Annotated in this window: 23 protein-coding genes and 1 pseudogene; 5 read left to right on the forward strand and 19 right to left on the reverse strand. The window is 62.0% G+C overall.

The window, feature by feature from the left end; translation table 11 throughout:
• From M0954_RS22550 to M0954_RS22590, 9 genes and pseudogenes are all read right to left on the reverse strand, one after another.
• A pseudogene (locus M0954_RS22550) lies at positions 1-338 on the reverse strand (hypothetical protein); the annotation flags it as partial.
• Positions 339-400: 62 nt separating this feature from the next.
• On the reverse strand, positions 401-1,513 hold the full coding sequence (locus M0954_RS22555; RefSeq protein ID WP_297355584.1) for a beta-ketoacyl synthase N-terminal-like domain-containing protein: 1,113 nt from the start codon (positions 1,511-1,513) through the stop codon (positions 401-403).
• Positions 1,510-2,271, reverse strand: a complete 762-nt coding sequence (locus M0954_RS22560; protein WP_297355586.1) for a hypothetical protein — start codon at positions 2,269-2,271, stop codon at positions 1,510-1,512. Before M0954_RS22560 ends, M0954_RS22555 begins: the two co-directional genes overlap by 4 nt.
• A gap of 11 nt (positions 2,272-2,282) precedes the next feature.
• Positions 2,283-3,689, reverse strand: a complete 1,407-nt coding sequence (locus tag M0954_RS22565) for a class I adenylate-forming enzyme family protein (protein ID WP_297355588.1) — start codon at positions 3,687-3,689, stop codon at positions 2,283-2,285.
• Positions 3,690-3,727: 38 nt separating this feature from the next.
• Complete coding sequence (locus M0954_RS22570; protein WP_122154676.1) at positions 3,728-3,994, reverse strand: acyl carrier protein; 267 nt, start codon at positions 3,992-3,994, stop codon at positions 3,728-3,730.
• A 46-nt stretch (positions 3,995-4,040) separates the two neighbouring features.
• Entirely contained in the window at positions 4,041-5,285 is a 1,245-nt protein-coding gene (locus M0954_RS22575; RefSeq protein WP_297355590.1) for a cation:proton antiporter, read from the reverse strand.
• A gap of 123 nt (positions 5,286-5,408) precedes the next feature.
• Entirely contained in the window at positions 5,409-6,125 is a 717-nt protein-coding gene (locus M0954_RS22580; protein WP_297355592.1) for an autoinducer binding domain-containing protein, read from the reverse strand.
• A 480-nt stretch (positions 6,126-6,605) separates the two neighbouring features.
• On the reverse strand, positions 6,606-7,772 hold the full coding sequence (locus M0954_RS22585) for an MFS transporter (RefSeq protein WP_297355594.1): 1,167 nt from the start codon (positions 7,770-7,772) through the stop codon (positions 6,606-6,608).
• A 63-nt stretch (positions 7,773-7,835) separates the two neighbouring features.
• The gene (locus M0954_RS22590) at positions 7,836-8,228 is read right to left on the reverse strand and encodes a RidA family protein (RefSeq protein WP_122154672.1); all 393 of its coding nucleotides are present in this window, start codon (positions 8,226-8,228) and stop codon (positions 7,836-7,838) included.
• A 90-nt stretch (positions 8,229-8,318) separates the two neighbouring features.
• Here M0954_RS22590 and M0954_RS22595 point away from each other — a divergent pair, with 90 nt between their 5' ends.
• Positions 8,319-9,233 (forward strand): TrmB family transcriptional regulator, encoded by a 915-nt coding sequence (locus tag M0954_RS22595; protein WP_122154671.1) that lies wholly within the window; start codon positions 8,319-8,321, stop codon positions 9,231-9,233.
• Positions 9,234-9,862: 629 nt separating this feature from the next.
• Positions 9,863-10,330, forward strand: coding sequence for an N-acetyltransferase (locus M0954_RS22600; RefSeq protein ID WP_297355596.1), 468 nt, complete (start codon positions 9,863-9,865; stop codon positions 10,328-10,330).
• Between the two features lie 30 nt (positions 10,331-10,360).
• On the opposite strand, the gene M0954_RS22605 is transcribed toward M0954_RS22600, so the two are convergent.
• From M0954_RS22605 to M0954_RS22625, 5 genes are all read right to left on the reverse strand, one after another.
• A complete protein-coding gene (locus tag M0954_RS22605) occupies positions 10,361-11,341 on the reverse strand; it encodes an NAD-dependent epimerase/dehydratase family protein (protein ID WP_297355598.1) in 981 nt (326 codons plus the stop codon).
• An 80-nt stretch (positions 11,342-11,421) separates the two neighbouring features.
• Positions 11,422-12,219 (reverse strand): BPSS1780 family membrane protein, encoded by a 798-nt coding sequence (locus M0954_RS22610; RefSeq protein ID WP_123384099.1) that lies wholly within the window; start codon positions 12,217-12,219, stop codon positions 11,422-11,424.
• A gap of 95 nt (positions 12,220-12,314) precedes the next feature.
• Complete coding sequence (locus M0954_RS22615) at positions 12,315-13,478, reverse strand: DUF1700 domain-containing protein (RefSeq protein WP_122154668.1); 1,164 nt, start codon at positions 13,476-13,478, stop codon at positions 12,315-12,317.
• Complete coding sequence (locus M0954_RS22620) at positions 13,475-13,816, reverse strand: PadR family transcriptional regulator (RefSeq protein ID WP_122154667.1); 342 nt, start codon at positions 13,814-13,816, stop codon at positions 13,475-13,477. Before M0954_RS22620 ends, M0954_RS22615 begins: the two co-directional genes overlap by 4 nt.
• A 182-nt stretch (positions 13,817-13,998) precedes the next feature.
• Positions 13,999-14,862, reverse strand: a complete 864-nt coding sequence (locus tag M0954_RS22625) for a LysR family transcriptional regulator (RefSeq protein ID WP_123384100.1) — start codon at positions 14,860-14,862, stop codon at positions 13,999-14,001.
• A 100-nt stretch (positions 14,863-14,962) separates the two neighbouring features.
• Between M0954_RS22625 and M0954_RS22630 the strand changes: the two genes are divergently transcribed.
• A complete protein-coding gene (locus M0954_RS22630; RefSeq protein WP_297355600.1) occupies positions 14,963-15,949 on the forward strand; it encodes a zinc-dependent alcohol dehydrogenase family protein in 987 nt (328 codons plus the stop codon).
• Between the two features lie 73 nt (positions 15,950-16,022).
• Here M0954_RS22630 and M0954_RS22635 read toward each other — a convergent pair whose 3' ends face one another.
• The gene (locus M0954_RS22635) at positions 16,023-16,613 is read right to left on the reverse strand and encodes a YSC84-related protein (RefSeq protein WP_122154665.1); all 591 of its coding nucleotides are present in this window, start codon (positions 16,611-16,613) and stop codon (positions 16,023-16,025) included.
• Positions 16,614-16,874: 261 nt separating this feature from the next.
• Between M0954_RS22635 and M0954_RS22640 the strand changes: the two genes are divergently transcribed.
• The gene (locus M0954_RS22640; RefSeq protein WP_297355602.1) at positions 16,875-17,393 is read left to right on the forward strand and encodes an LEA type 2 family protein; all 519 of its coding nucleotides are present in this window, start codon (positions 16,875-16,877) and stop codon (positions 17,391-17,393) included.
• Between the two features lie 89 nt (positions 17,394-17,482).
• Here M0954_RS22640 and M0954_RS22645 read toward each other — a convergent pair whose 3' ends face one another.
• The 4 genes from M0954_RS22645 to M0954_RS22660 all read right to left on the reverse strand — a co-directional run bounded on the left by M0954_RS22645 (position 17,483) and on the right by M0954_RS22660 (position 23,391).
• Positions 17,483-18,661: an acetyl-CoA C-acyltransferase gene (locus tag M0954_RS22645; protein ID WP_122154663.1), complete on the reverse strand. Its 1,179-nt coding sequence runs from the start codon at positions 18,659-18,661 to the stop codon at positions 17,483-17,485.
• Positions 18,662-18,788: 127 nt separating this feature from the next.
• Positions 18,789-19,415, reverse strand: coding sequence for a bifunctional nicotinamidase/pyrazinamidase (pncA, locus tag M0954_RS22650; RefSeq protein ID WP_297355617.1), 627 nt, complete (start codon positions 19,413-19,415; stop codon positions 18,789-18,791).
• A gap of 92 nt (positions 19,416-19,507) precedes the next feature.
• Positions 19,508-21,592, reverse strand: coding sequence for a 3-hydroxyacyl-CoA dehydrogenase NAD-binding domain-containing protein (locus M0954_RS22655; protein ID WP_297355604.1), 2,085 nt, complete (start codon positions 21,590-21,592; stop codon positions 19,508-19,510).
• Positions 21,593-21,744: 152 nt separating this feature from the next.
• Positions 21,745-23,391 carry a 3-(methylthio)propionyl-CoA ligase gene (locus tag M0954_RS22660; protein WP_297355606.1) on the reverse strand — a complete coding sequence of 549 codons (1,647 nt, stop codon included), beginning with the start codon at positions 23,389-23,391 and terminating at the stop codon, positions 21,745-21,747.
• Positions 23,392-23,545: 154 nt separating this feature from the next.
• Between M0954_RS22660 and M0954_RS22665 the strand changes: the two genes are divergently transcribed.
• Entirely contained in the window at positions 23,546-25,102 is a 1,557-nt protein-coding gene (locus M0954_RS22665) for a YdiU family protein (protein WP_123384105.1), read from the forward strand.
• Positions 25,103-25,204 lie beyond the last annotated feature (102 nt).

Below are 25,204 nucleotides of genomic sequence, written 5' to 3' on the forward strand. Positions count from 1 at the left end.
AGCGTCCGTGCGCTGGCGGCCGGCATCGTGAGGTTCATGGTGGGTCCACGAAAACCGAAGCGGGTACAACAGATAGAGAGCGCAGCGCCGGCATTCGCGTTGATGAACGCCGCGGGCGATACCCGGCCGTTGCGGCTCATGTCCGCCATCACGCGCTGCGCAGTAGCTTTCGGATAGGCGCTGCCGTAGTGGATCATGCCGACGTGGTCCCGATGCGGCTCAAGCCGGGCACGGTTCGCGCGATACAACGCTGCGACCGAGTCGAGCACGGGCCATACCGTCGGATCGGCGTTCCTGAGACCGCTCCCGATTTCAGGATCCAGTTGCTCGTAAGCCATGCTCCGGCGTTCGCAAGTGTCGACGATGGCGTAACCGCACTCGCATGCCAAGGGCTCGCCCGTCATGCCCCTGCCCCCTCGAAAACCAGGCTGGTGTTGAAGCCGCCAAAGCCGATCGTGAGACTGAGTCCATAGGCCGTGCTGATCGACCCAGGACGACCCATCGGCATGGGCAGCGAGAAACCCGCGATGGGTTCTTCCAGCCCGTGTATGGGCGGTACCACCTGCTGCTGCAGGGCAAGAATTAACGCAATCGCCTCGAGCGCGCCGGTTGCCCCGAGCGAATGACCGAACGCCCCTTTCGTCGCAAAGATCGTGGGCCGCGACGCACCAAACAACGCGAGATACGCGGCGCTCTCGATCCGGTCATTGGTCAGCGTTCCAGAACCATGCGCGTTCACCACGCCGATATCCTCGTAACCCAGCCCGGCGTTTTTCAGCGACCGCTCGATGGCGAGCCTGATGCCGTTGCCGTCTTTGTCGGGCGCGGTCAAACCCGCTGCGTCATTGGATGAGCCTGCGCCGCGCAGGATCGCGAGCGGCTGCACCGGACGATCACCGCGCCGTTCGAGGACCAGAAAGCCCACGCCCTCGCCGAGGATCGTGCCGTCGTGACGGTGATCGAAGCTGCGCAACGTGGTCGACGACATGGTGCCCAACGCCGAGTGCGCGAGGCGCTTGGAGTCTCCCAGCACGTCTGCGCCGCCGCAAATGCAGCGGTCGGCAAGTCCAGCGCGGATCAGCTCAGCGCCAAGCAGAAGAGCGTCCGATCCGGACGAGCAGGCAGTGGACAACGCAACCGCTTCGAGTCCGAATCCGTCGGCGATCTCCTGCACCCAGCGCTCGAGCGGCTCGGCGGCAGCAAGCGGGTCGTCAAGCCGCGCGCCGAAGCTCGTCCCGACAATCAGCCACGTGCGCGCCGCCTGACGAGGTAAGTCCAGTTGTGCATGCTCCGCAGCGGCAGCAACGGTTTGCCGGGTAAGGTGCTCGAGGGTGTCGCGTGCATCGGCGGGGTCCGCCAGGGAAATCTTCGCCACCCGGTCGTTCTTCAGTTCATGCAGCGATGGAGCCGGTGCAATGCCTGTCTCACCGTCGAGCAGCCGCTGCCATACGCCGGATAGTGTGCGGCCCAACGCGGTATGCCAGGCCATGCCGGTGATCGCGAGTTCGGTCATGGCGCATTTCCTTGCGCCGTCATGCGGGTAAGGCTCGCGTCATTACGCAGTTCGGGCTCTGGGCGTCTCTCCTGACCGTAGATGCGTAGATACTCGTCGGGATTGCCGCTATCGAGCGGGTTCGGATAGAAACTGTCTTTTAACGCCTCCCCCCTCAGCGAAATCGTCCGCGCGAAGGGTTCGCTTTGCAGCCAGTTATCGCTAACCAGAAAGCGCGGTTCGACGTCCGCTTTGTTGAAACCTGGAAGTTGGTCCGGGCGGACGAATTTACGGCGCGACTTGTCAAAGACCTGCCGGTATGCGGAGGAGTCGAAGTAGCGGATCCGTCCGTCTGTCACGAGCGCATTTAAGGAGTGCCAGGGTTGCGGCAGATACAGGTAATTGACGTAGATCTTGCGGATCGCATAGACCGGCTGTGCGAGCAATGCGCTCACGAGCGTGCCGGCCACATCGCTCATCTCGGTGCAGAAGCACGGCAGGCGCGGACGGACCGGTTCGACAAATGCGCCTAGATAGTCGCCAAGCGACAGCGAAGGAATCACCTCGTCCCGATAGCGCGCGTAGACCGCTTCGTGCTCGGGCCATTCCACGCGAGGATAGGTCAGGCGTACAAGATTGGCCGGCCAGGTTTTGAAAACCTCCGGCTCCTGGGTGATATGACACATGTGCAAGGGAATAATCCGCAGCACGTCCTCGATGATTTTCAACTCATACCTCGCGATGATTGCGCGAGTCAGCTCGTCAATGTTCCGATTCACGGTACACGTCCTCATTTGTAAAATTCGTACTGCTGCCGGTTCACCGGTGTCAGCGTCAGGCTGCTCGGGCGTTCGATATGCTTTAACCCCTTCATGATCTGCGCCTTCATCGCATCGGCCTCGGCCGGCCCAACCAGCAGATCGTCCACCGTGATCTCAAGAAAATATCCGTCGACGGTATCGGCACGCCGGATCGACCGGGTCTTGCAGGTCAACACACCAGGCAGCGCGCGGCAGAACTGCTTGATCGCAGCCAGATTCACCTTCTCATCGTTCAGCACGATGAAGTCCGATTTCCGGTGCTTGAAGAAAAGATGACCGGCCTCGTCGATTTCGAAGATATCTCCGGTTTTCAGCCACGTCTGTCCATCCAGTTCGATCAGCGGACTCTGGGCGTTGCGGCCAAGCTTGCGCCTGAGCAGCGTATCCGAATGAACGAGGAGTTCGCCTTCCCGCGCCGGTCCGTCCGCGTCGAGCAGGCGCACAAGGGTGCCGGGCATTGGACGTCCAACGGAAGCGAACCGCTTTGCGTTCGCCTCGTGGGCCCGGCCGGTCGAGACGCGAGGTCCGGCTTCGGTGACGCCGTAGGTCAGGTACAGTTCTTTGCCCGGATAACGCTGGACGAAGGCAGCCGCCTGCTCGGGCGCAAGGAAGTCGCCCCCCACGGTGAGCGCACGGACGGTCTCCGGCAGCACAGCGGCGGAATGCGCGAGCAAGGTCCGCATCAGGACCGGCGTCACAGAACTGACCGTGACCCGATGGCGCGCCAGATCTGCGACGTACTGCGAGCCGATGAACGGTGGCCCGCTGATAACCAGCCTCGCGCCGCACTCGATGCCCGCGATTGCCTGCGCGACAAGCGCGAACGAGTAATAGAGCGGCAGATTGATCAGCATTGTGTCCGACGCACTCAGGTTGATCTCCGCCGCGTGTTTGCGTGCATTGGCTCTGAGCGAACCGATCGAGTGCACGCAACCGCTGCTGAAGTGCGACGCGGTACCCGAAGTGGTCAGGATCACTTCGCCGGGCTCGGTGACTGGTTTCGCAAGCGTGCGAAAGAAGCCGACTTCCCAACCCGCCTGCCGGTTGATCGCTTCGATACCTAGTTCCTTTCGCAACTCCTCACCCAAGCGGGGCCTGACGACAGCAACGGCGCTAAAGTCTTCCGCCATCTGGCGCAGACGCAGAACGGGGGTGGCCGGCGGCAGCATCGCGGGCACATAGCCCGCTGCTACCAGCGAGAAGAAGAGTTGCAGCAGGTTCCGGCCGTTAGGCATGCAAATCAGCACCACCGCCCCTTCCGGTAGCGCACGTGCCCGCAATCCGGCAACCAGCTGGCTGGGTGCTGCCCTATCGCTTTCCGGCAACGCGACACTCGATGTTTCGATAATCAGATGATCGAAGTCCGTTATATGCATAGTTATCCAAATTTTTAAACGTGAAGTCCAGGCTGAGGCTACAGTGCGCTCAGCTTCGTCACCAGAAATCCGGACAGCACGTCACAGTTCAGGAAGTTGTCCGGCACGAAATCGTTCTCGTCGATCCTGATTCCGAACTCCTCCTCACACTGGTAGCGAAGTTCGATAAAGCCAACGGAGTCGATTCCGACTACGGACAGGAAGCCATCGGTCAGGCCGATTCGATCCGGCGAAATATCCACGTCAAGACGTGTTGCGACGATGTTGCGAAGACGCTCGACAATCTCTTGCCTGCTTACGTTCATGGTTACCTTCAGGAAAGGAAGACTGGATTGAAGATCACACCGCCACCTACAGTTGCGGATCCGCCAACGGTTGATTTCCCGCCCGCATGCGATGGCGCACAAGGGGCGTGGTCATAGCAGTAGTGACTAGAGCAAACAGGACAAGCATCGTGTAGACCTTGGGCGGAAGAATTCCCAACTGCAGTCCAATCGAGAGCACGATCAGTTCCATCAGGCCTCTCGCATTCATGAGCGAGCCGATGAATGCGGCGTCGCCCGGCGCGAGACCACATATCCGCGCGGCAAGATAAGAGCCGCCGAACTTCCCGGCAAACCCCGCGCCCAGGAACACGCAGAGCCAGAACCAGGCGTTGCCCCCTTCGATCAGTGAGATGGATGTGTGCAGTCCCGCGTACGAGAAAAAGACCGGCATCAGGATGGTGCGAATGAACCCGCCGAACCATCTGTCCCATTGTTCACGCACGGCTGGGACGTCGCGCAGGAGCATCCCCGGAAGCAGCGCGCCGAAGGCGCTGTGAAAGCCCAGACTGGCCGTGATGCCGGCCGATACCATGACAAAGCACGTGACGATGGTGAACACGGCCTGCATATCGTTGCGCTGTGCCGCCCGTACCAGCATGGGTTGAACCACGTAACGCGTGATGACCACACACCCGACCGAGTACAGCGCAATGCCACCGAGGGCAAGCGTCAGCTCGCCCGCGCCGTTGTGCACATGCGCGATCGACGCAACCACGGCCAGCAGCATCCAGCCCGCTACGTCGGTCAGCATGGCGGCCGACAGCGCGGTCTTCGCCAGCGGGTTCGTATTGAGCCCGAGATCGACAACGATACGCACCATCACCGGCACGGCGGACACCCCTAGGGCAACGCCGCAAAACAGGACATACGGGACAGTCGGAAAGCCTGGCGCCAGGACGTCGTTCGACCAGAGCGCCACTGCCACGCCGAGAACAAACGGCATCACGAGTCCAAGAGCGGCGATCAATCCGGGCAGGCGCAATCCCGCACCCAACCGGGCGGCGCCGCGCCTGTCCGGCGGATGGAGGTGCATGCCGATCTCAAACATGAGCAGAACAATGCCCACTTCGCCTAGCTGCGACATGCTCGATGCCGAACTCACCGGGAAGATGAGATCGTGGACACCCGGGTCGAGCGCCCCAAGAACAGAAGGTCCCAGCAGCAACCCCGCGGTGATTTCGCCAACCACCCGGCATTGACCGACGCGCTCAGCCAGATAGCCGCACGCATGACACGCCAGAATGATGATTGCGAGCTGGAGAAAGTACATTGCGATTTTGGTGTCGGAGACGAGTGAAGCCCGAGGCAGAAAGTAGCGCGAACGCGCGTCCCCCGGCAGCTCCAGGAAATGGGAGGGGTGCAGTGCAACGCCGTGCAGTCCGGTGCTCCGCGCCTAGCCGATGAGCCCGAGAACAGCGGCTCTTACCGCCGCGTGCGTCTTGCTGACCGCGCCCAGCTTGCGTGTCGCATTGGTGATGTGAAAGATGCAGGTGGACTCCGCGATGCCCAGAATCGCACCGATTTCTGATGCGGTTTTTCCCTCAGCAGTCCAGGTCATGACCTCACGCTCACGGGACGAAAGGTGTGGCATGCCGCCCGGGAACATGGCCGGCAACAACCGTGCGCCCAGGCTCGCGTGGACGAAGTGCGCGAGCCAGATCATCGGACACTCCGTGACGGCCAGTTCGTCCGGATAGATCGGATGGGTGTCCCGGGCCAGCGTGAACCAGTTGATAGCGCCGAACTGACCGCGCAGCGACATCGACCATCCGTAGCGGATACCGTGCGCCTTGGCCTCGTCCCAGTACTGCCGCTCGGAGGAAGGCGCTTCAGCTGTCCATATCAGCGGAACCGACGACACCTTGCAATGGCGGAGTATGGGATCTATCTCGACATAGCCAGGCGTGCGGTATCGCGATTGCCAAGACGGCGGATAGTTACCGCGAACCTCGATGGCCGGGCGCGACACGGGAATCGGCAAGCGAACTCCGAACATCCAGAAGTCGAAACTGAGCGCCTTGGCGCTATCGGTAATTTCTCTGTCCAGTTCTTCGTCGGAAATATCGTGGTCGGCGACCCGTTGTAGCTGTTCCTCGTACCACTTACGCATGGGAATCCTCTCCGAAAACATGAAATCCGGAGAGAGCGCGGCAACCGGGGCGGGTCGGGCTTACAGAGGGAGGAAGCGCAGTAAAACGATGAAATGTTTTTGCGCAGGAAATGCCTGGTCAGCGCGCATGCAAATAGTTTGTCCGGTCAGCATCGATAGCTGGACCGTTCCCATGCCTTGAATTGAGCGTGATTAGCCATGCGCAGATCAGAAGGATGCCGACTTCAGCCCTGGAGATTCCCTTTCCTCACGTACGCAAGGCTTGAAATCCGGCATAGCTTCGCCCCATTGCCGGGCCTCCACACCAACACACACCCGGTGAGCGGAGCAACGCAAGTCGTGACACACCCTTCCCCGAAATTGGCCTGATTTACCTGCTTATGAAATCATTGGAGGGCGGCTTTGACGCCCGTCGAGTCAGAGCGTAGCGCGGCCACGTGAACTGCGCTTCGAATTCGCCCCTGCCACGCCGGCAGCGTGCTATTCGAGCGCCGGTTCACCGCGTCGCCGCCCGCCAAGGTGATGGGCACAGGTGATCATGAGACCCAGCGCTGACATGGCGATACCGACCGTGCACACCAGGTCCCATCCATAGCGGGCGAAGAGCAGCGGCCCGAGCACGGAGCCCAGCGCGCCAGCGGCGTAATAGAAAAACATGTACACGCTATAGATGCGACTGCGCGCGTTGACATCGATCGCCAGCAAGCGGGTCTGGTTGGCCACCTGTGCTGAAAAGCAGCCGACATCGAAGAGCACCAGGCCAATTGCCGTTCCTGCGATTGATGAACGAGCGACGAGCAATATCGCCACGCCCGCGAGCACCAACGCGAAGCCACACGCTATGACTGGCCGGTATCCAAACCGGTCCGCCGCGCGCCCCGCGGCGCGTGTGGCAAACAATCCCAGCACGCCGGCAAAGCTGAACATACCCGCCTGAGCGGTATTCAGATTGAGCGGCGCGCCTGCTACGGCCAATACCAGGGTGACCCACAGCATGCTGAAAACGAAAAACCAGCACGCTCCAACGATCACGCCTTCCTGCAATAGCCGATACCGGAATAGCACCGACGGTAGCGACCTGAGCAAACCGAGGTAACCATGTTGGCTGCGCTGCACGTCGTTGGACAGCAGGCGATAGGTGAGGCACGCGAGAAGAAACGACACGACACCGAACAGCATCAGCATCGTGCGCCAGCTTGTTGCCTGCGATAGCAGGCCACCGACGAAACGGCTCAGCAGGATGCCTGCGGAAATCCCCGTTCCGACCGTCCCCACCGCGCGGCCACGCGACTCCGGCGGCGATGCGCGAAACGCGACTGTTGCGAGGTGAACCGCGTTGGTTGCCATCGCACCGGTCACGCAACCCGCGACGGCCAGCGCAGGCAATGTCGGCGCGTACCCCGCCGCTATCAACGCCATGGCCAGCACGGCAAATTGCCAGGAAACGATCCGCGCGGGAGAGACCTTGTCGCCAAGCGGAATCAGCAGGACGATGCCTGCCATGTAGCCCGCCTGCATGCTGCCGGCTACGATGCCCATAGCCGTGAGCGGGAGATGGAAACTTTGTGCGACAGCGGGAAGAGCCGGCTGGAGCGCGTAATTGTTCGCGATCGCCACGCCCGCGGCCATCGAGATGAACGCGGTCAACCACCGACGCGGTGTCTCCCGTGCGCCCCTGTCGCTTCCGGGCGGGACGCGATTCATGGCCGCTTACCAGGCTGAATCGCTTTTGACTGCCGTGATTTCGATCTCGACAAGAATCTTCGGATCGACGAACGGCAGCACATGCAGCAGCGTCAATGCCGGACGAACATCGCCGAACACCTCGCCGTGTGCGCGCCCTGCGTCCTGCCAATGAGTGATGTCAGTGACGTACACGCGGCTTTGCACGACGTCCTGGTACCCGAAGCCGGCATCGGTCAACACGGTGCCGAGCTTGTCGAGAATGGTTTTGGTCTGCGTGTACAGGTCGTCGCCGACGATTGAACCGTCCGGTCCGCTCGCCGCCGTGGCCGACACGTAGAGCGTGTTGCCTGACTGGATGGCGCGGGAATATCCGATGGACGCTTCCCAGCTCGAACCCGACGAATACCGTTTTTTCATGCTGCGCTCCTTGTATTGCACCTCGAGTAAATGGCTACACTACCTAAGTAGTGTACAAGGCCAATATGACATGTGCTAGTCTCACGCGATATGACTACACAGATTCCTGCTGAGCTAATATCCGCGCTGATTCGCCTCGGCTTTTCCCAATACGAAGCGCAAGCCTATTGCGCCCTTCTGCAACGTTCGCCGATGAATGGCCACGAGGTCGGCAAGCTCTCCAGCGTGCCGCCGTCGAAAATCTACGAGACGCTTCAACGTCTGGACACCAAGGGTGCGGTTCTTATGCATCGGTCGGAACCGGTCCGGTACGCGGCGGTTCCGTATGCCGAGGTGCTGGCCCGACTGCGGGAGCGCTTCGAGGGCGATATCGAACTTGTCAATGAAGGACTATCGTCGCTCCCTGCAGCGCGTGAACTGGGGCTCGTCTGGTCTCTGCGCGACAGAAACGCAATCATCAGAGCATTCCAGACCACGATAGACAGTGCGCGGCAAACCCTGTTCGCGGCGATCTGGGACGAGGAAATGGAACCGCTGCGCGACGCGATCGAGGCCGCTTCGGCGCGTGGCGTCGATGTCCATGTGGCGATCTACGGCACCGCGACGCTCAACGGCCCCCGGTTTTACGACCTGCGCGAATGCGGCGCGAGCGCCCGGGCCAGGCTCGAGGGGCGCAGATTGGCCGTTGCCGTGGCGGATGAGCAGGACGCGATCACTGCGGAATTCGGGCCGTCCGCCAATGAGGAAGCGGTACTCACGACGAATCAGGTCATCAGCCTTCTTGCCATTGAGTACGTCAAGGCCGACGTCATGGGCCGCATCCTGATTAACTCGATGGGCCCGCGGGCCTTCGAGAAAGCGCTCAACAGCGATTTGATGCAGGCGCTCCTGGCAGCCAAAACCGTTCGGTTACCCAAACAGAAAAACAAAACCATTGCACCCGCAACGGGTGTCAAGCGGAGAAGTTCGGCGCGAGCGTCGGGAAACCGGACCGACAAGACATAGGCGGCCGTGGCGTTCCCAAGGCCTTCGCCATGAGCGCCCATTTCGTTATGGCGCGCCTGCTCCAACATTGATTCCCGACAGCAAACCTGGCTCGACTGATCGCCCGCATCTGCGGGCTCGATAACGGCGCGCGCCCCCGCCACTGCCCCTAGGTATAGTCCTCTGAAAAACGAGATAAGCTCCTAGTAAAAGGCGGTAAAGACCATTACACTACGCTGGTAGGGCATATACCCTACTTCGGTAGTGTAGTTATCGAAAGCAGGCAAAAAAAACCGACCCATAAGGGTCGGTGGAAAGATTCTGGCCTATTTCGAGGGCCGGGCCAGAACCTGAGAGACTGGTAGTATCGCATTACAAGGCGTCATTTGCGGGTAAATCTTTAATTTACCCGCCGCGAAGCGGCTAGGTTGTGACTGGACACGATGAGCGTCTCGTCAGAACCTGGCCGCTTCTCGTTTGCATTGCTAATCCGGGCGCGATCGGCAGATTATCGTAGTGCCAGAACAACGCTAAAGATAATCTTCCGCGTGGTATCGGCCCGGATTGGATTTCGGATGCTTACGCAGCAAGACTTCGCTGACCGCTATCATTGCAACGATCAAATCCGCATACGAAAGACTTTCTCCTCAATGAACATCGCCATCGAAGACCCCGCCCAACCCGACATCATTGCCCTGCTCGAACATGGCGACGCCGAAGCCGCGAGCTTGTACCCGGCAGAGAGCAACCATCTGTTGCCAATCGACGCATTGCGCGAACCCAGCGTATTTTTTCACGTGGCGCGCGACGCAGCCGGCACGGCGCTGGCTACCGGCGCGGTGGTCCTGAAAGGCGACTGGGCGGAAATCAAACGCATGTGGGTCGAGCCGCAAGCGCGTGGCCAGGGACTCTCAAAGACCATACTCTCGACACTCGAACTCAAAGCCCGTGCGCAGGGGGTGCGCTGGCTGCGCCTTGAAACCGGCGTCGACAGTCACTCGGCCATCGGCCTCTACCGTCGCGCGGGTTTTGTCACTCGCGAGCCGTTTGCGGATTACCGCCCCGATCCGTTGAGCGTCTTTATGGAAAAAGATTTGTCCCCGAAGACGACGGTGTAACTGCGCGCGCGGCCGACAGCCGCGCGGGCTTCAGCGCACCAATAGACGAGCGAGCGCTGCCCGCTCTTTCTCCGCAGTCAAGGTCTGGACACGCAGCGGCGAATCCGCTGCGGCGCCGGATTGCCAGCACCATTGAAGTGTGTCCCCAATCGTCTGCGCCACCGGGCGAAACGTGAGCCCCTGCCCGACCGCACGCCAGTTGTCTGCCTCGAAGATCCCGCCTGCCTCGGCATCGTCTTCAGCGATCCATAACGGCAGTTCGGTCCAGCCTTCGATCCCCGCGGCGTGAACCTCGTCGTCGGGAATCCATGCGAGTTCGGTGTCGTTTCCGGCTATCCGCACGCACTCGTCGAGGAACTGTCCCATCGTCAGCGTGGTCTGTGGACCCACCGCGTGATAGACGCCGGCGACGCGATCCTCCGCGAGGCGTACCGACCACTCGGCAAGATCCCGTGCATCGATAAACTGAACCGGCCGCTCGCGCCGCCCAGGCGCAAGGACTTGCCCACCCGCCGCGACGCGGCACGGCCAATAGGTAAAACGCCCGCTGGGGTCGTAAGGACCGGCAATCAGCCCCGGCCGCACCACAGCGGCCCGGCCCGGCATGGCCGCCAGAAGTGCCTCCTCGGCGCGCGCCTTCAGTGCGCCATACCCTTCGTGACCCGCAACGACGTCCGTGCTTTCATCGTAACGGCGCTTCGGCGCAAACGTGCCGTACACGGAAACGGTCGACACGAAGGTGTAGTGTGCGGGCGGTTCGCCAAGCGTCGACAGCAGCAAATCGATCTGCTCGGGACCATAAGCCGACGGGTCGATGACCGCGTCGAACCGGCGGCCTGCCAATGCCGCCAGATTCGTATTCCGGTCGCCGGTCAGCTTTTCGGCTGCCGGGAACAACGCGGGGTTCCGAAGACCGCGATTGAACAGCGTCACCTCGTGCCCTCGCTCCAGGGCCGCCTCGACAATATGGCGGCCGAGAAACAGGGTTCCCCCCATGATCAGCACTCTCATGCTCGCTCCATCACGACATCAGGATCACTACGCCAGTGCAACATCATCGCAGATGCGTGCCGCGCCCATCCACGGCCAGCTTACCGGCCGATAAACACGTCGCGGTACGCACCGTAGATCGACAGCAGCGGCACGGCAGTCAACACCGGCGTCAGCACCAGCGCACGCAGAGCCAGCGGAACCATCGGTGCGAACAGCACGGCCACGGTCATTGCAGCGAAGTACATCAGCGTGACGGGCCAGTTACGTGCGGCGCCGCTGAGGCTGGCGATCATTGCTTCATGCGGCGTCATGTCATGCAGCATCACGAGAGCCGGTGCGAAGCAGGCCGAGGCGATCGCGACAGCGAAGATCGACGCCCCGAGCAGCGATTCGAGCGCACCGCGCACGCCATGGTCGCCCCCGTAGCTCATCGAAAGGTTGTGCACGCCAGCCGCCGTGACCGACATGTTCAGCGAGACATGGAACGTTGCCAGCAGGATCACATAGCCGACGGCGACAATCGCTGCGCCGTACAGCCCGATCACGCACAGCGCGTTGCTGCGCCGCGCCAGCGCCGCAAACATGTCGCGCATCGATACAGGCTCGCCCTTGCTGGCGCCGTCCTGCACGAACATCAGGCCACCGACCGCGAGCGGCGCCAGCAGCACCGCCAGCGGACGCAGCAGCGGCAGAAAACCCAGCAGCGTCGCGAAATCGGCGCAGATCAACAGAACGCTCAGCCACAGCACCGGCTGCATGCTCAGGGCACGCGCGCCGCTCACCAGCCAGTCGGCGATATGCAGGGGATTGACTTCTCTTCCACCGGAAAAAGGCAGTGCCGGCGCACGATGGAGACGGGTTTGCTTAGAAACGTCGCTCGGGTAATCGATGTTCATGACAGTTTCCTCAGTTATAGCGAAAGTTTTATACGTACTACTAAGGGTTCGGCAATTCGGTACTTCGGTGTTCGGGTATTTCAGCTACTTTTTCTTCAGGACGGCTGCTGGCGATCGAGACTCGCCGAGACGACGTCGAGCTGTCGTTTTACGTAGCGCGATACGGCGCGCCAGGTAATCCGTGTCAACCAGATGCACAACGCAAGGCCGATGAGACCGATGGGCAGCATCACGATCGCATAGGTGTATTCGCTTTCCGATGCCGCCACGCGGAACTTGTGATGGCCATCGTCGATGGCGACCTTGCCGTCGCCGATATCTACGGAATCCGAGCCGCTTTGTGCCGTCACGTGACTCGGCTTGCCCTGCTGGTCTTCCTGCAACGTGACGTGGTCGCCGTCGTCGGTGGAGATGTCCCACACCATCGACTTGGCATCCTTGCCGGTGCGGGCGAGCGACACGTGCTCGTCGTCATCTTTCAGATCAAGATCAACTACATCGTCGCGGGCAATGCTCCATGTGCCGTCCTTCTCTTTCGTCAGCAACTGCCGGGCGGCGTCGGAGGTGGCCTCAAACTTGAAGTCGTCGCCATCCTTCTTGATCTCGATCGCGCCGGCGTGAGTCACGAGCGAAAGCTTGCTGTCATCCTGCAGATCGATCACGAAGCGATTGCCGACGATTTTCAGGCTCTTCAGGTTGCCCGGGGTGTCGCTATCGCTATCGTCCTTGTCCGCTTCCTGCGCGCCCGATACGTCGGACGCGCCGAGTGCAAGGGCAGCGCTCGCTCCAGAATCGTGCGCCCCCTTGGCGTGCCCGCTACTGGTAAAGCTGAACGGCAGCACATCGTGACCGTTCTTGCCGAAGAAGTGATGACCGCTCAACGCGATCACGCCGACAAGACCAGCGATCGTCAGTCCCACCGACACGGCGTAGCCCGCCGTCAGCAAAGCCAGGTACACCATGAACGGGATCAGCAGCAGGACATTCAGCAGGCCCAGCGTGGAGATCGACATGACCACGCGAATCAGGTTGCCGAACGAACGGCGGTCCTGCCATTGCCTGTAGCTCGCCTGTGCCTTCAGTTCGCGGGCGAGCTTGACCGGGTCGCCCAGTGCTGCGATCACTTCTTCCTCGCGGCGCCCAGCGGCCAGCGCGTCGCCAATGTACTCGCGATAATCCGCAATGATTTCATCGACCGCAGGCTTCGGCAGACTGCTCAATTCCTGCCGTAGTGCTTCAATGAATACGTCCTGCTTCATGGGGTATCCCCTGTGTTCGTTTTTGTAGCGGGTTGCAACAATACGCCGTTGACTTCATCCACGAAACTGCGCCATTCCTCTTCCATCTCCAGCAGACTGCGGCGACCTGTGCCCGTCAGCGAGTAGTATTTGCGTGGCGGCCCAGAATTCGACTCGACGAGGTAGGTCGACACCCACGCTTCGGCTTGCAGGCGGCGCATCAACGGATAAATCGTCCCTTCGCTGATTTCCATTGTTTCCGCGAGCGTCGACACCAGTTCGTACGCGTAGCTGTCCCCACGGGCCAGGACGGCCAACACGCACATATCGAGCGTTCCCTTTTTTAACTGCGTCTTCATCAAATTCCACGGGTGTAGTGTGTGGTGCAAGGTACCGTGCTATGCACTGTCACCGGACGGACTGCTGGCCTCGGTGACCATGGCTGAAATGTAGCAGGGTCTACTGTTTTATGCAAGGTACCGTTCTATACATATCTCTGAGGTGGGATCAGGGGCGGCGAGCGCTTCTTAGCCGATCGTCTCTAACCGAGCGCTTCTATCGTTACATCCAGCAAGGCCCGCAGGCGCGCCACCCGTCGCAAGTCACGATGGTACCCGAGCCACACGTCCCGGCCCGGCGGCGCTTCGCCCAGGTCGATCCGCCGCAACCCGGGGGTCGTATCGCCCAGTGGGCACGGCAGCGCCGCAAAGCCGCCCCCTTCCGCGCACATCCGCGCCTGTGCCCCCCGGTTGTTGCTTCCAAAGGCGATTCTCGCGTTCGGTAGCATGCGCTTGACCCATTCCACATCCGGCAGCGTGCCAAACGCGCTATCCATGCTGACGAGCATGTGCCCCTCCCCGTCGCCCGCCCGCGGCGCGACGAGGTCGACGCGCCCGTACAAGGCGTATTCCATATGCATCAGCTTGCGCTGGATGACATCGGCTTCCTCGAACGGCGTGATGCGAAACGCCAGATCGGTCTCGCGGCGGGCCAGGTTGTAACGGCGCGAATCCGTCACCAGTTCGAGCGAGACGCCCCGGTGCTGGACCAGGAACCGCGCAAACACGGGCGTTAGCACATGGACGCCAAACCAGTCCGAAGACGATACGCGCAACAGGCCGGTCAGATGCGCGTCCTTGCCGGCCAACGCCCGCGTGAAGCCAAGCGCCTCTTCTTCCATGCGCTCGGCATGGGCGAGAACCGCTGCGCCTTCGTCGGTCAGGACGAAACCGTCGCGAGTGCGCTGGAACAGCGCGTGGCCTACGGTTTCCTCCAATGCACGCAGACGCCGGCCCATGGTGGGCTGGGTCTGGCCCGTTTGCCTCGCCGCCGCGCCGAGCGTACCGTTGCGGGCAATCGCCAGGAAAACACGGACGTCACTCCATTCCATCGCCCGAGCAGTCATTTTTGTTTGCCTACCATTCAAAAACGTCGATTTACATACCATTTCGCATGACAGAGTATGAAGGTATCGAAGCGCTGACTCAACCGGAAAGGAAATCATCATGTCGATGCACGCCCTCATTCTCAACCGCTACAACGGCCCCCTCGAACCGACCGAACTGGCACGGCCAGATCCGGCGCACGGTCAGGTGCTGGTGCGTATCGCAGCGAGCGGCCTGAATCCGCTCGATACGAAAATCCGCGCCGGCAGCGGCGAGCATGCAAAGCATCCATTGCCGCTGGTGCTGGGAATCGATATGGCAGGGGTAGTCGAAACGGTCGGCTCCGGCGTCGATGGGTTCAAGGCTGGGGACGCGGTGTATGGCATGACCGGCGGAGTCGGCGGCATTCAGGGCTCGCTCGCGCAGTACGCAGCCGTGGACGCCAATCTGCTCGCGCTCAAGCCGGCGAATCTGTCGATGCGCGAAGCCGCCGCCCTGCCGCTCGCCTTCATCACGGCATACGCAGGGATTGTCGACCGGGCGCGGCTGCAGGCCGGCCAAACCGTGCTGGTCCAAGGCGGTGCGGGCGGCGTCGGGCACGTCGCGGTGCAGCTCGCAGTCGCGCTCGGCGCCCGGGTGTTCGCCACGGCCAGTGCTCGCGATCACGACTTCGTTGCTAGTCTCGGAGCGACGCCAATCGACCATCGCGCACAAAGCGTCGAGCAGTATGTAGCAGCATTCACCGACGGGCGTGGCTTCGACCTGGTGGTCGACACCGTAGGCGGCGCGACACTGGATGCCTCGTTCGCGGCCGTCAAACATTTCGGGCACGTGGTGAGCGCCTTGGGATGGGGAACGCATACACTCGCGCCACTCTCGTTTCGCGAAGCCAGCTACTCGGGCGTGTTCACCCTGTATCCGCTTCTAAGCGGTGAACATCGCGCTCATCACGGCGCCATGCTTCGCGAAGCCACACGTCTCGCGGAAGCCGGCAAACTCCAGCCGAGACTCGATGCGCGCCGCTTCGATCTGGCTTCCGCTGAACTCGCTTACGACGCCATCACAAGTGGCACGGCGCGCGGAAAAATTGTGGTGGAGGTGGAATGAGCGGGCGGCGGCCGGCCGCTTCTATGCACAGTGAAACTCCGGGAGGCTTACGAATCCAGATCGCCAGGCGAACCTAGATCACCAGCCGCGAAACCTTGGTCCCTTCCAGCGAAATGCCGGCCATCAACCCCGCGTTGGTCAGCACGAAGGCCACCACCGGGCTCATTGCCGTCGAGGTATCCAGATTGCCGTTCGCACCGATCTTCGCCAGCGCGACGGTTGCATCGGCACCGGCTGCCCAGCCCTGGCTTTGCGTGAAGCGGTCGAGCGCCTCCTGCGTCAGGAAGGCAAAGATGATCGCCTTGGATTGCGCGCCAATCTGCAACCCAAACGAACCGGCCACGGTGCTGTAGTAGCCAGTGGTCTGGCCATCGACGCGTAAGCCGCCCTGCCCGTACTGCCCACCGAACCAGAAACCCGCGGCAAACACAGACGGAAACACCAGCACCCCGCGCGCTTTGCCGATGATCTCCTGCGACCCATGCACCGTGCTCTGCAGACGCGCGAGTGTCGAGTCAATACCGGCGTTGATAGTGTTGCGTTTTTGCGTGTAGTCCTCGGCGGTCTCACCCGAGCCGAGCGGTGTGGTGGTGCAACCTGCCAGTGTCAGGCCGCTTGACGCGAGGAGCACACCGGTGCCGGTAATGAATTGACGTCTGTGCATCGTGGCTTTCCTATGAAGAGAGAGTTGATCGACCGCCAGCGCAAACCACGTTAGTACGGCATTGAAGTCGCTTTTGCGTCCCTCTGCAAGCGTTTCATTGGAATGACATACGGGTGTGCCCGATGACGAACGTCAGGAGCGAAGTCAGGCGGTTGCAGATGGGACCGTTATCGATACGCCAAGTTCGAATGCACGCAGCGATACATCCTACGTTTGCCCGCTACAATAGCGCCCAATCCAGTTCGACTCGAGGTTCCGGCTATGCGCTTTCTTCGTCTGCTGTTGTCTGGCCGCTCTGCCCGTCTGCTGACGGCGGGGCTGTTTGCGGTATTCTCGCTCGGCGGCTGCGCCAGTTGGTTTGGCAACAACGATCCGCTGCACGTGAGTATCGCTGGGCTCGAGCCGCTCGCCAGTCAGGGGGCCGAGATGCGCTACGACGTGAAGCTGCGCATCCAGAACCCCAACAGCGGCTCGCTTAGCTTCAGTGGCGTCTCCATCGATCTGCAACTGAACGGCACCGACTTTGCCAGCGGCGTCAGCAACCAGCCCGGCGCGGTGCCGGGCTACGGCGAGACGGTGGTCAGCGTACCGGTGACCGCGCCGGCCTTTGCAGTAGTGAACAAGGCCTACTCGGTCGCGGGCAGCGATACGCCACCCGGCGAGTACCCGTACATCTTGCACGGCAGGCTCGCAGGCGGCCTGACGGGAGGCGGGACACGCTTTCTCGATCAGGGCGTGCTGTCGCTACCAAGGTCCGGGCCAGGCATGGCCGGCCAGTGAAGCAGCGTCAGGCGAGTGCGGAGCATCGCCTGACCGGACGGCGGATCTGAGCGGCGCTAGCCTCAGCGGCTAGCCCGAGGCACCACCGCTTACACCACTTCGAACAGACCCGCTGCGCCCTGCCCGCCGCCGATACACATCGTCACGACCACCAGCTTCGCGCCGCGCCGCTTGCCTTCGATCAGGGCATGACCGGTCAGACGCGCACCCGATACGCCGTACGGATGGCCGACCGCAATCGCGCCACCGTTCACGTTGAGCCGGTCCTGCGGGATGCCGAGCTTGTCGGCGCAATACAGCACCTGCACGGCGAACGCTTCGTTCAATTCCCACAAGTCGATATCCTCGACTTTTAGGCCAGCCTGCTTGAGCAGTTTCGGCACGGCGAACACCGGACCAATGCCCATCTCGTCCGGCTCGCAGCCAGCCACTGCAAAGCCGCGGAAAATGCCCAGCGGCTGCAGCCCTTCGCGCTCGGCGACCTTCGCGTTCATCACCACAGCGGCGGACGCGCCGTCGGAAAACTGACTAGCGTTGCCTGCCGTGATCACGCCGCCCGGCATCGCCGTGCGAATCTTCGACACGCCTTCGAGCGTGGTATCCGCGCGGATGCCTTCGTCGGCGGCGATCGTTACTTCTTTGGTGAACAGACGCCCGCTTGCCTTGTCGGCGACGCCTGCCAATACCGTGATCGGCACGATCTCGTCGTTGAACTTGCCGGCTTCCAGAGCGGCAGCCGCGCGCTGCTGCGAGCGCACGCCGTATTCGTCCTGGCGCTCTTTCGAAATCGAATAGCGTTTGGCGACGTTCTCGGCGGTCTGCAGCATCGACCAGTAGATCTCGGGCTTGTTCTGGTTCAACCAGCCTTCGAACATCATGTGGCGGTTCATCTCGTTCTGTACGCACGAGATCGACTCGACCCCGCCTGCCACGAACACGTCGCCTTCGCCGGCGATCACGCGCTGTGCGGCGAGCGCAATCGTCTGCAGGCCAGACGAGCAGAAACGGTTGACCGTCATTCCCGGCACGCTGACCGGCAGACCGGCGCGCAAGGCAATCTGCCGCGCGATGTTGCCACCTGTCGCGCCTTCCGGATTCGCGCAACCCATAATCACGTCTTCGACGCGGGCCGGGTCGAGTTTCGCGCGTTCAACCGCGGCTTGCGTCACATGGCCGCCCAGCGTCGCGCCGTGCGTCATGTTGAAAGCGCCGCGCCACGATTTGGCAAGGCCCGTGCGGGCGGTCGATACGATTACGGCGTCAGTCATGCATGTCTCCTGCTTCCAATGTTGAGTATGGTTCGCTCGCAGCCGTGAACCGATGAACCGGCAGACCGGTCAACCGGCGCACCGCGCGTTACCCTATGTTTCAAGCCTGCCAACCCGCCGACCTTCATTAAGCCAGCAGCTCCGCGGACTGCACGCGCCTGACACTTGCGGCGTGCAGATCGCGCCAGGCGGCATCGAGCGAACCGTTGAGATCGATGGCGCGCGAAGCGTCCTCGATCAGCGCAACTTCAAATCCTGCTGTCCGGGCATCGAGCGCGGACCAGGCGACGCAGTAATCCGTCGCAAGGCCACAGCACCAGACGCGTTTCACGCCCAATTCACGCAGATAACCTGCGAGGCCCGTGGGCGTCGTGCGATCGGCCTCGAGAAAGGCCGAGTAACTGTCGACGCCGGCATGGTGCCCCTTGCGGATCACGGCGCGCGCATGGGCAACGTCGAGATCGCGATGCAAGGCGGCCCCAGGCGTGCCCTGCACGCAGTGGGTGGGCCAAAGCACCTGCTCGCCATACGGCAGCGTGAGCATCTCGAACGGAGTGCGGCCTGCGTGGTTGGCGGCAAACGAGACGTGCGAAGCTGGATGCCAGTCCTGCGTCAGCACCACGTGACTGAAGCCGCGCGCCAGCCGGTTGATGACCGGCACGACTTCATCGCCGTGCGCGACGGCCAACGCACCGTCCGGCATGAAATCGTTCTGCACGTCGATGACCAGCAGTACGTCCTCGGCATCTTTCATCGCGGCACCTCGTGCCATCTCGTTCACCTTGCTCACTTAACTCAATCCGCTCACCGTTGAGCAGTTCGGCAACCCCGCTCGAACGGATGCGTCTAGCCGTTGAACCCGCGGCCCTTCTCGGCGAGCGCCGCAATGCTCGGCGCCAGTTGCCACGCATCGCCGTTCGCACGCGCCGCGTAGCCGCGAATCGCCCGCTCGACGTTGTAGAGGCCAACGGTGTCCGCATACAGCATCGGGCCACCGCGATAGAGCGGGAAGCCGTAGCCGGTCAGGTAGACCATGTCGATATCCGACGCCTTCGAGGCGATGCCCTCTTCGAGAATCTTCGCGCCTTCGTTAGTCAACGCGAACACCAGACGCTCGACGATTTCCGCGTCGCTGATCTTGCGGCGCTGCGCTCCCGTTTCCTGCGAGTACCCGACGATCATCTCGTCGACCAGCTTCGACGGATACGCCGTGCGGTCGCCCGCCTTGTAGTCGTACCAGCCGCTGCCGGTCTTCTGCCCGAAGCGGCCCGTCTCGCACAGACGGTCGGCGATCTTCGAGTAATGCATGTCCGGATGCTCCAGGTAACGACGCTTGCGGATCGCCCAGCCGATATCGTTGCCGGCGAGATCGCTCATGCGGAACGGGCCCATCGCAAAGCCGAACTTCTCGATCGCCTTGTCGACCTGCGCCGGCAGCGCGCCTTCTTCGAGCATGAAGAGCGCCTGACGGATGTACTGCTCGATCATCCGGTTGCCGATGAAGCCGTCGCACACGCCCGACACCACCGCCGTCTTCTTGATCTTCTTCGCCAGTTGCATGACGGTGGCAAGCACGTCTTTGGCCGTTTCCTTGCCGCGCACGACTTCGAGCAGCTTCATCACGTTGGCCGGGCTGAAGAAGTGCATGCCGACCACGTCCTGTGGACGCTTCGTGAACGCAGCGATCTTGTCGACATCGAGCGTGGAGGTGTTCGACGCGAGGATCGCACCGGGCTTCGCCACTTCATCGAGGCGCTTGAACACCTGTTCCTTGACGCCCAGTTCTTCGAAGACCGCTTCCACGATCAGGTCGGCGTGCTTGAGATCGTCGTAGGAGAGCGTGGGCGTGATCAACGCCATGCGCTGTTCCAGCGCTTCAGGCTTCAGCTTGCCCTTCTTGACGGTGGCTTCGTAATTCTTGCGGATCGTCGCCAGGCCGCGGTCCAGCGCCTCCTGCTTCGTTTCGAGCAGCGTGACCGGCAGACCCGCGTTGATGAAGTTCATCGCGATGCCGCCGCCCATCGTGCCGGCGCCGATCACAGCCACTTGCTTGATCTCGCGAACCGGGGTATCCGACGGCACATCGGGAATCTTGCTTGCTGCACGCTCACCGAAGAACGCATGACGCAGCGCATGACTTTCCGGCGTCTGCACCAGCGCGACAAAGCATTCGCGTTCGAACGCGAGGCCCTTGTCGAAACCGTTCTTCACGCCCGCTTCGACTGCGTCGATACACTTGAGCGGCGCCGGGAAATTCTTCGCCATCGCCCCGACGGTGTTGCGCGTGAACTGAATGAAACCTTCCGCGTTCGCGTGCTCGATCTTGCGATCACGTACCTTCGGATGCGGCCCTGTCTGCGCACCAACCTTGCGTGCGAAAGCCAGCGCGGCTTCAGCCAGATTGCCTTCCACCACATCGTCGAACAACCCCGAGCCGGCGAGTTTCTCCGACATCACCGGCGCACCCGAGACCATCATGTTGAGCGCGGCCTCGAGGCCGATCGCGCGCGGCAGATGCTGCGTGCCGCCAGCGCCCGGCAGAATGCCGAGCTTCACTTCCGGCAGCGCGATCTGCGCGCCATGCGCGGCGATCCGGTAATGCGCGCCAAGCGCGAGTTCCAGACCACCGCCCATCGCGACGCTGTGAATAGCGGCGACCACCGGCTTTGCGCTGCCTTCGACGGCCTTGATGACCGTGTGCAGCGTCGGTTCCTGGGTGGCTTTAGGGGTATTGAATTCGGTGATGTCCGCGCCGCCCGAGAAGGCCTTGCCGGCGCCCGTCAGCACGATGGCCTTGATGGCCGGATCGTTCTGCGCGCGCTCGAGCCCTTCGACGATGCCGGCTCGCGTCGACAGACCGAGCCCGTTGACCGGGGGATTGTTTAGCGTAATGACGGCAACGCCGTCATGAGTCGTATAGTCCACTGCCATCTGCCTGCCTCCATGCGGTAAGGCGGCGCGTTGCGCGCTGCCTGTGCCGGTTCATTGTCCGACATTCCGGGTCAGCAAGCAGAATACACAAAAAAGCACGCTCGTTCAATTTATTGCCGGAAGGGTTTCCCCTGGGTATTGACGGCAATGCGTCAGGCCGCGCCTTCCAGCGCCGATGGCAGCACGTGATCGCGGAAGATCTCGCGCAGCTTCAGCTTCTGCAACTTGCCGGTGGCCGTATGCGGCAGTTCGTCGACGAACACCACATCGTCGGGGATCCACCATTTCGCGACCTTGCCCTGATAGAAGGCAATCAGCTCGTCGCGGGTCACGTCGATGCCCTTGCGCTTGACCACCACCAGCAAAGGCCGCTCGGTCCACTTCGGATGTGCGCATGCAATGCACGCCGCCTCCGCCACTGCCGGATGCGCGATCGCGACGTTCTCGATGTCGATCGAACTGATCCATTCGCCCCCCGACTTGATCACATCCTTGCTGCGGTCGGTGATATGCAGGAAGCTGTCCGGATCGATAGTGGCGACATCGCCGGTCGGAAACCAGCCGTCGACGAGCGGCGAGTCTTCGTTGCGGAAATACCGGTTGATCACCCAGTGTCCGCGCACATGCAGATCGCCGAACGCCACGCCATCCCACGGCAGTTCATTGCCGTCCGGGTCGACGATCTTCATATCGACGCCGTAGATCACGTGGCCTTGTTTCTCGCGCAATTCGCGCTGCTCGTCGGGCGAGCGCTGCGACTGTTCCCACGTGAGCTTCGCCAGGGTGCCGAGCGGCGACATCTCGGTCATGCCCCACGCGTGAATCACTTCGACGCCGTAGTCGTCCTGGAAGGTGCGCAGCATCGCCGGCGGACAGGCCGAACCGCCGATCACCGTGCGGTTGAGCGACGAAAAACGCACGCCGGCCTGCTTCATATACGTGAGCAAGCCCAGCCAGACGGTCGGCACGCCGGCGGAATATGTGACGCGTTCCGCTTCCATCAATTCATAGAGTGATTTGCCGTCGAGGTCCTTGCCGGGGAACACTAGTTTCGCGCCCGTCAGCGGCGCCGCGTGCGGAATGCCCCACGCGTTCACGTGGAACATCGGCACCACAGGCAGCACCGAGTCTCGTGCGGACAGGCTCATCGCATCCGGCAGCGAAGCGCCGTATGCATGCAACACGGTCGTGCGATGCGAATACAGCGCGCCCTTCGGATTGCCGGTCGTGCCCGAGGTATAGCAAAGATACGAGGCCGCACGCTCGTCGATCAGCGGCCATTCGTAGACGCCACCCTGTGCCGCGAGCAGGGTCTCGTAGCTCATAACGGGCGTCTGCATATCGGGCAGGTGCGCGTCGTCCGTCAACGCGATCCAGCCGCGCACCTTGGGGCACTGCGGCGCTAACGTGTCGACCAGCTCGGCAAAGCTGATGTCGAACAGCACGTAGCTGTCGTCGGCATGATTGACGATGTAGGCGATCTGCTCGGGAAAGAGGCGCGGATTGATTGTGTGGCACACGGAGCCGAAGCCGGTTGTGCCGTAGTACGCCTCCAGATGCCGGTAGCCGCACCAGGCCAATGTAGCGATCCGCTCGCCCGGCTGCACGCCGAGCGCAATCAGCGCTTGCGCCAGTTGCTTAGCGCGCTTTTCGCAGTCGCGGTAGGTGTAGCGATGCATATCGCCTTCGAGCCGCCGCGAGACGATTTCCGTGTTGCCGAAATGCCGTGCGGCATGCGCCAGCAGCGACGATACGTTGAGCGGGGTGTCCATCATCTGGCCCAGCAACGGCGTCGTCATAAGCAGCGGTCTCCTCGCGGTATTTGTGACATCTCTCTCAGGTCGGCTGGCTCGCGGCGATTGCCTGACTCTCCCCCGGCGGAGCAAACAACCGGCCCGCCAGCAGCGCCGCGGGCGCCGACTTACAATATCGGTTAATCCAGAGGCGCTCAACATGTCGTTTTCCCCAAGCATTACCGGCCTGTCCGGGCCGATGGCAACATTCGCCGAGGCCCTTGGCACCTCGCGCGAAGGCGCATTTGCCCAACTCGGCGGCGTCTTTATGACCCGCTTGCCGGCCGCGCCGCTCAGCGACCCCTATGTAGTGGGTTTTGCCGCCGACACCGCCGCGCTGCTCGGCCTCGACCCTGAGATCGTGCGCGACCCCGCCTTCGCCGAGTTTTTCTCCGGCAACACTACGCGCGACTGGCCAGCGGAGGCGATGCCTTATGCGTCGGTGTACTCGGGACATCAGTTTGGCGTATGGGCCGGGCAACTCGGCGACGGCCGTGCACTTGGCCTCGGCGAAGTCGAACACGACGGTAAGCGCTATGAGTTGCAGCTCAAGGGCGCCGGACGCACGCCTTACTCGCGCATGGGCGATGGCCGCGCGGTGTTGCGTTCGTCGATCCGCGAGTATCTGTGCTCGGAAGCGATGCACCACCTTGGCATTCCGACCACGCGCGCACTGTGCGTGATCGGCTCCGACCAACCGGTGCGCCGCGAGGAAATGGAAACGGCAGCGGTCGTCACGCGGGTCGCGCCGAGCTTCGTGCGCTTTGGCCACTTCGAGCATTTCTATGCGAACGACCGGGTCGACGCATTGCAGTCGCTCGCTGATCACGTCATCGAGCGCTTTTATCCGCAATGCAAGGAAGCGGACGATCCGTATCTGGCGCTGCTGAACGAAGCGGTGTTGTCCACCGCTGATCTGCTCGCCCAATGGCAGGCTGTCGGCTTCTGTCACGGCGTGATGAACACGGACAACATGTCGATCCTAGGTCTCACGATCGACTACGGTCCGTTCGGCTTTCTGGACGGTTTCGATGCCGGCTATATCTGCAATCACTCCGATTCGCAGGGCCGTTACGCGTACCGGATGCAGCCGCAGATCGCTTACTGGAACCTCTTCTGTCTGGCGCAAGGGCTGCTGCCGCTGCTGGGCCAGCAGCACGACGAAAGCGTGCGAGGCGAGGAAGCGGTCAAGGACGCGCAGCGCATACTCGAAGGCTTCAAGGACCGTTTTGCTCCTGCACTGGAGCGCCGCATGCGCGCCAAGCTCGGCCTGCAAACCGAGCGCCCCGGCGACGACGTGCTCGCCAACCGCCTGTTCGACGTCATGCAGGCGAATCGCGCGGATTTCACCCTCACGTTCCGCAATCTGGCCCGTGTTTCGAAGCATGACGCGAGCGGCGACGCGCCGGTTCGTGACCTGTTTCTCGACCGCCCGGCCTTCGATTCCTGGGTGAACGACTACCGCGCGCGGCTGTCCGAAGAAACACTCGACGATGCCGAACGCGCCATTGCAATGAACCGCGTGAACCCCAAATTCATTCTCCGCAACCATCTGGCCGAAACGGCCATTCGCCGTGCAAGGGAGAAGGACTTTTCGGAAGTCGAGCGACTGGCGGAAGTGCTGCGCCGTCCCTTCGACGACCAACCGGAACACGAAGCTTACGCCGCGCTGCCACCCGACTGGGCCAGCTCGCTGGAAGTCAGTTGCTCGTCGTAAAGCCCGTGTTCGCGCGTTGCCGCGTTGAGCCTTTTCTTCGCAGCACGCGTAGCGCGGATGAGCCCCGCTCCTTAGCAGACCCGGATAGACCCAGAATCTCAG

This window comes from Paraburkholderia sp., assembly GCF_026225065.1.
GTDB lineage: Bacteria > Pseudomonadota > Gammaproteobacteria > Burkholderiales > Burkholderiaceae > Paraburkholderia.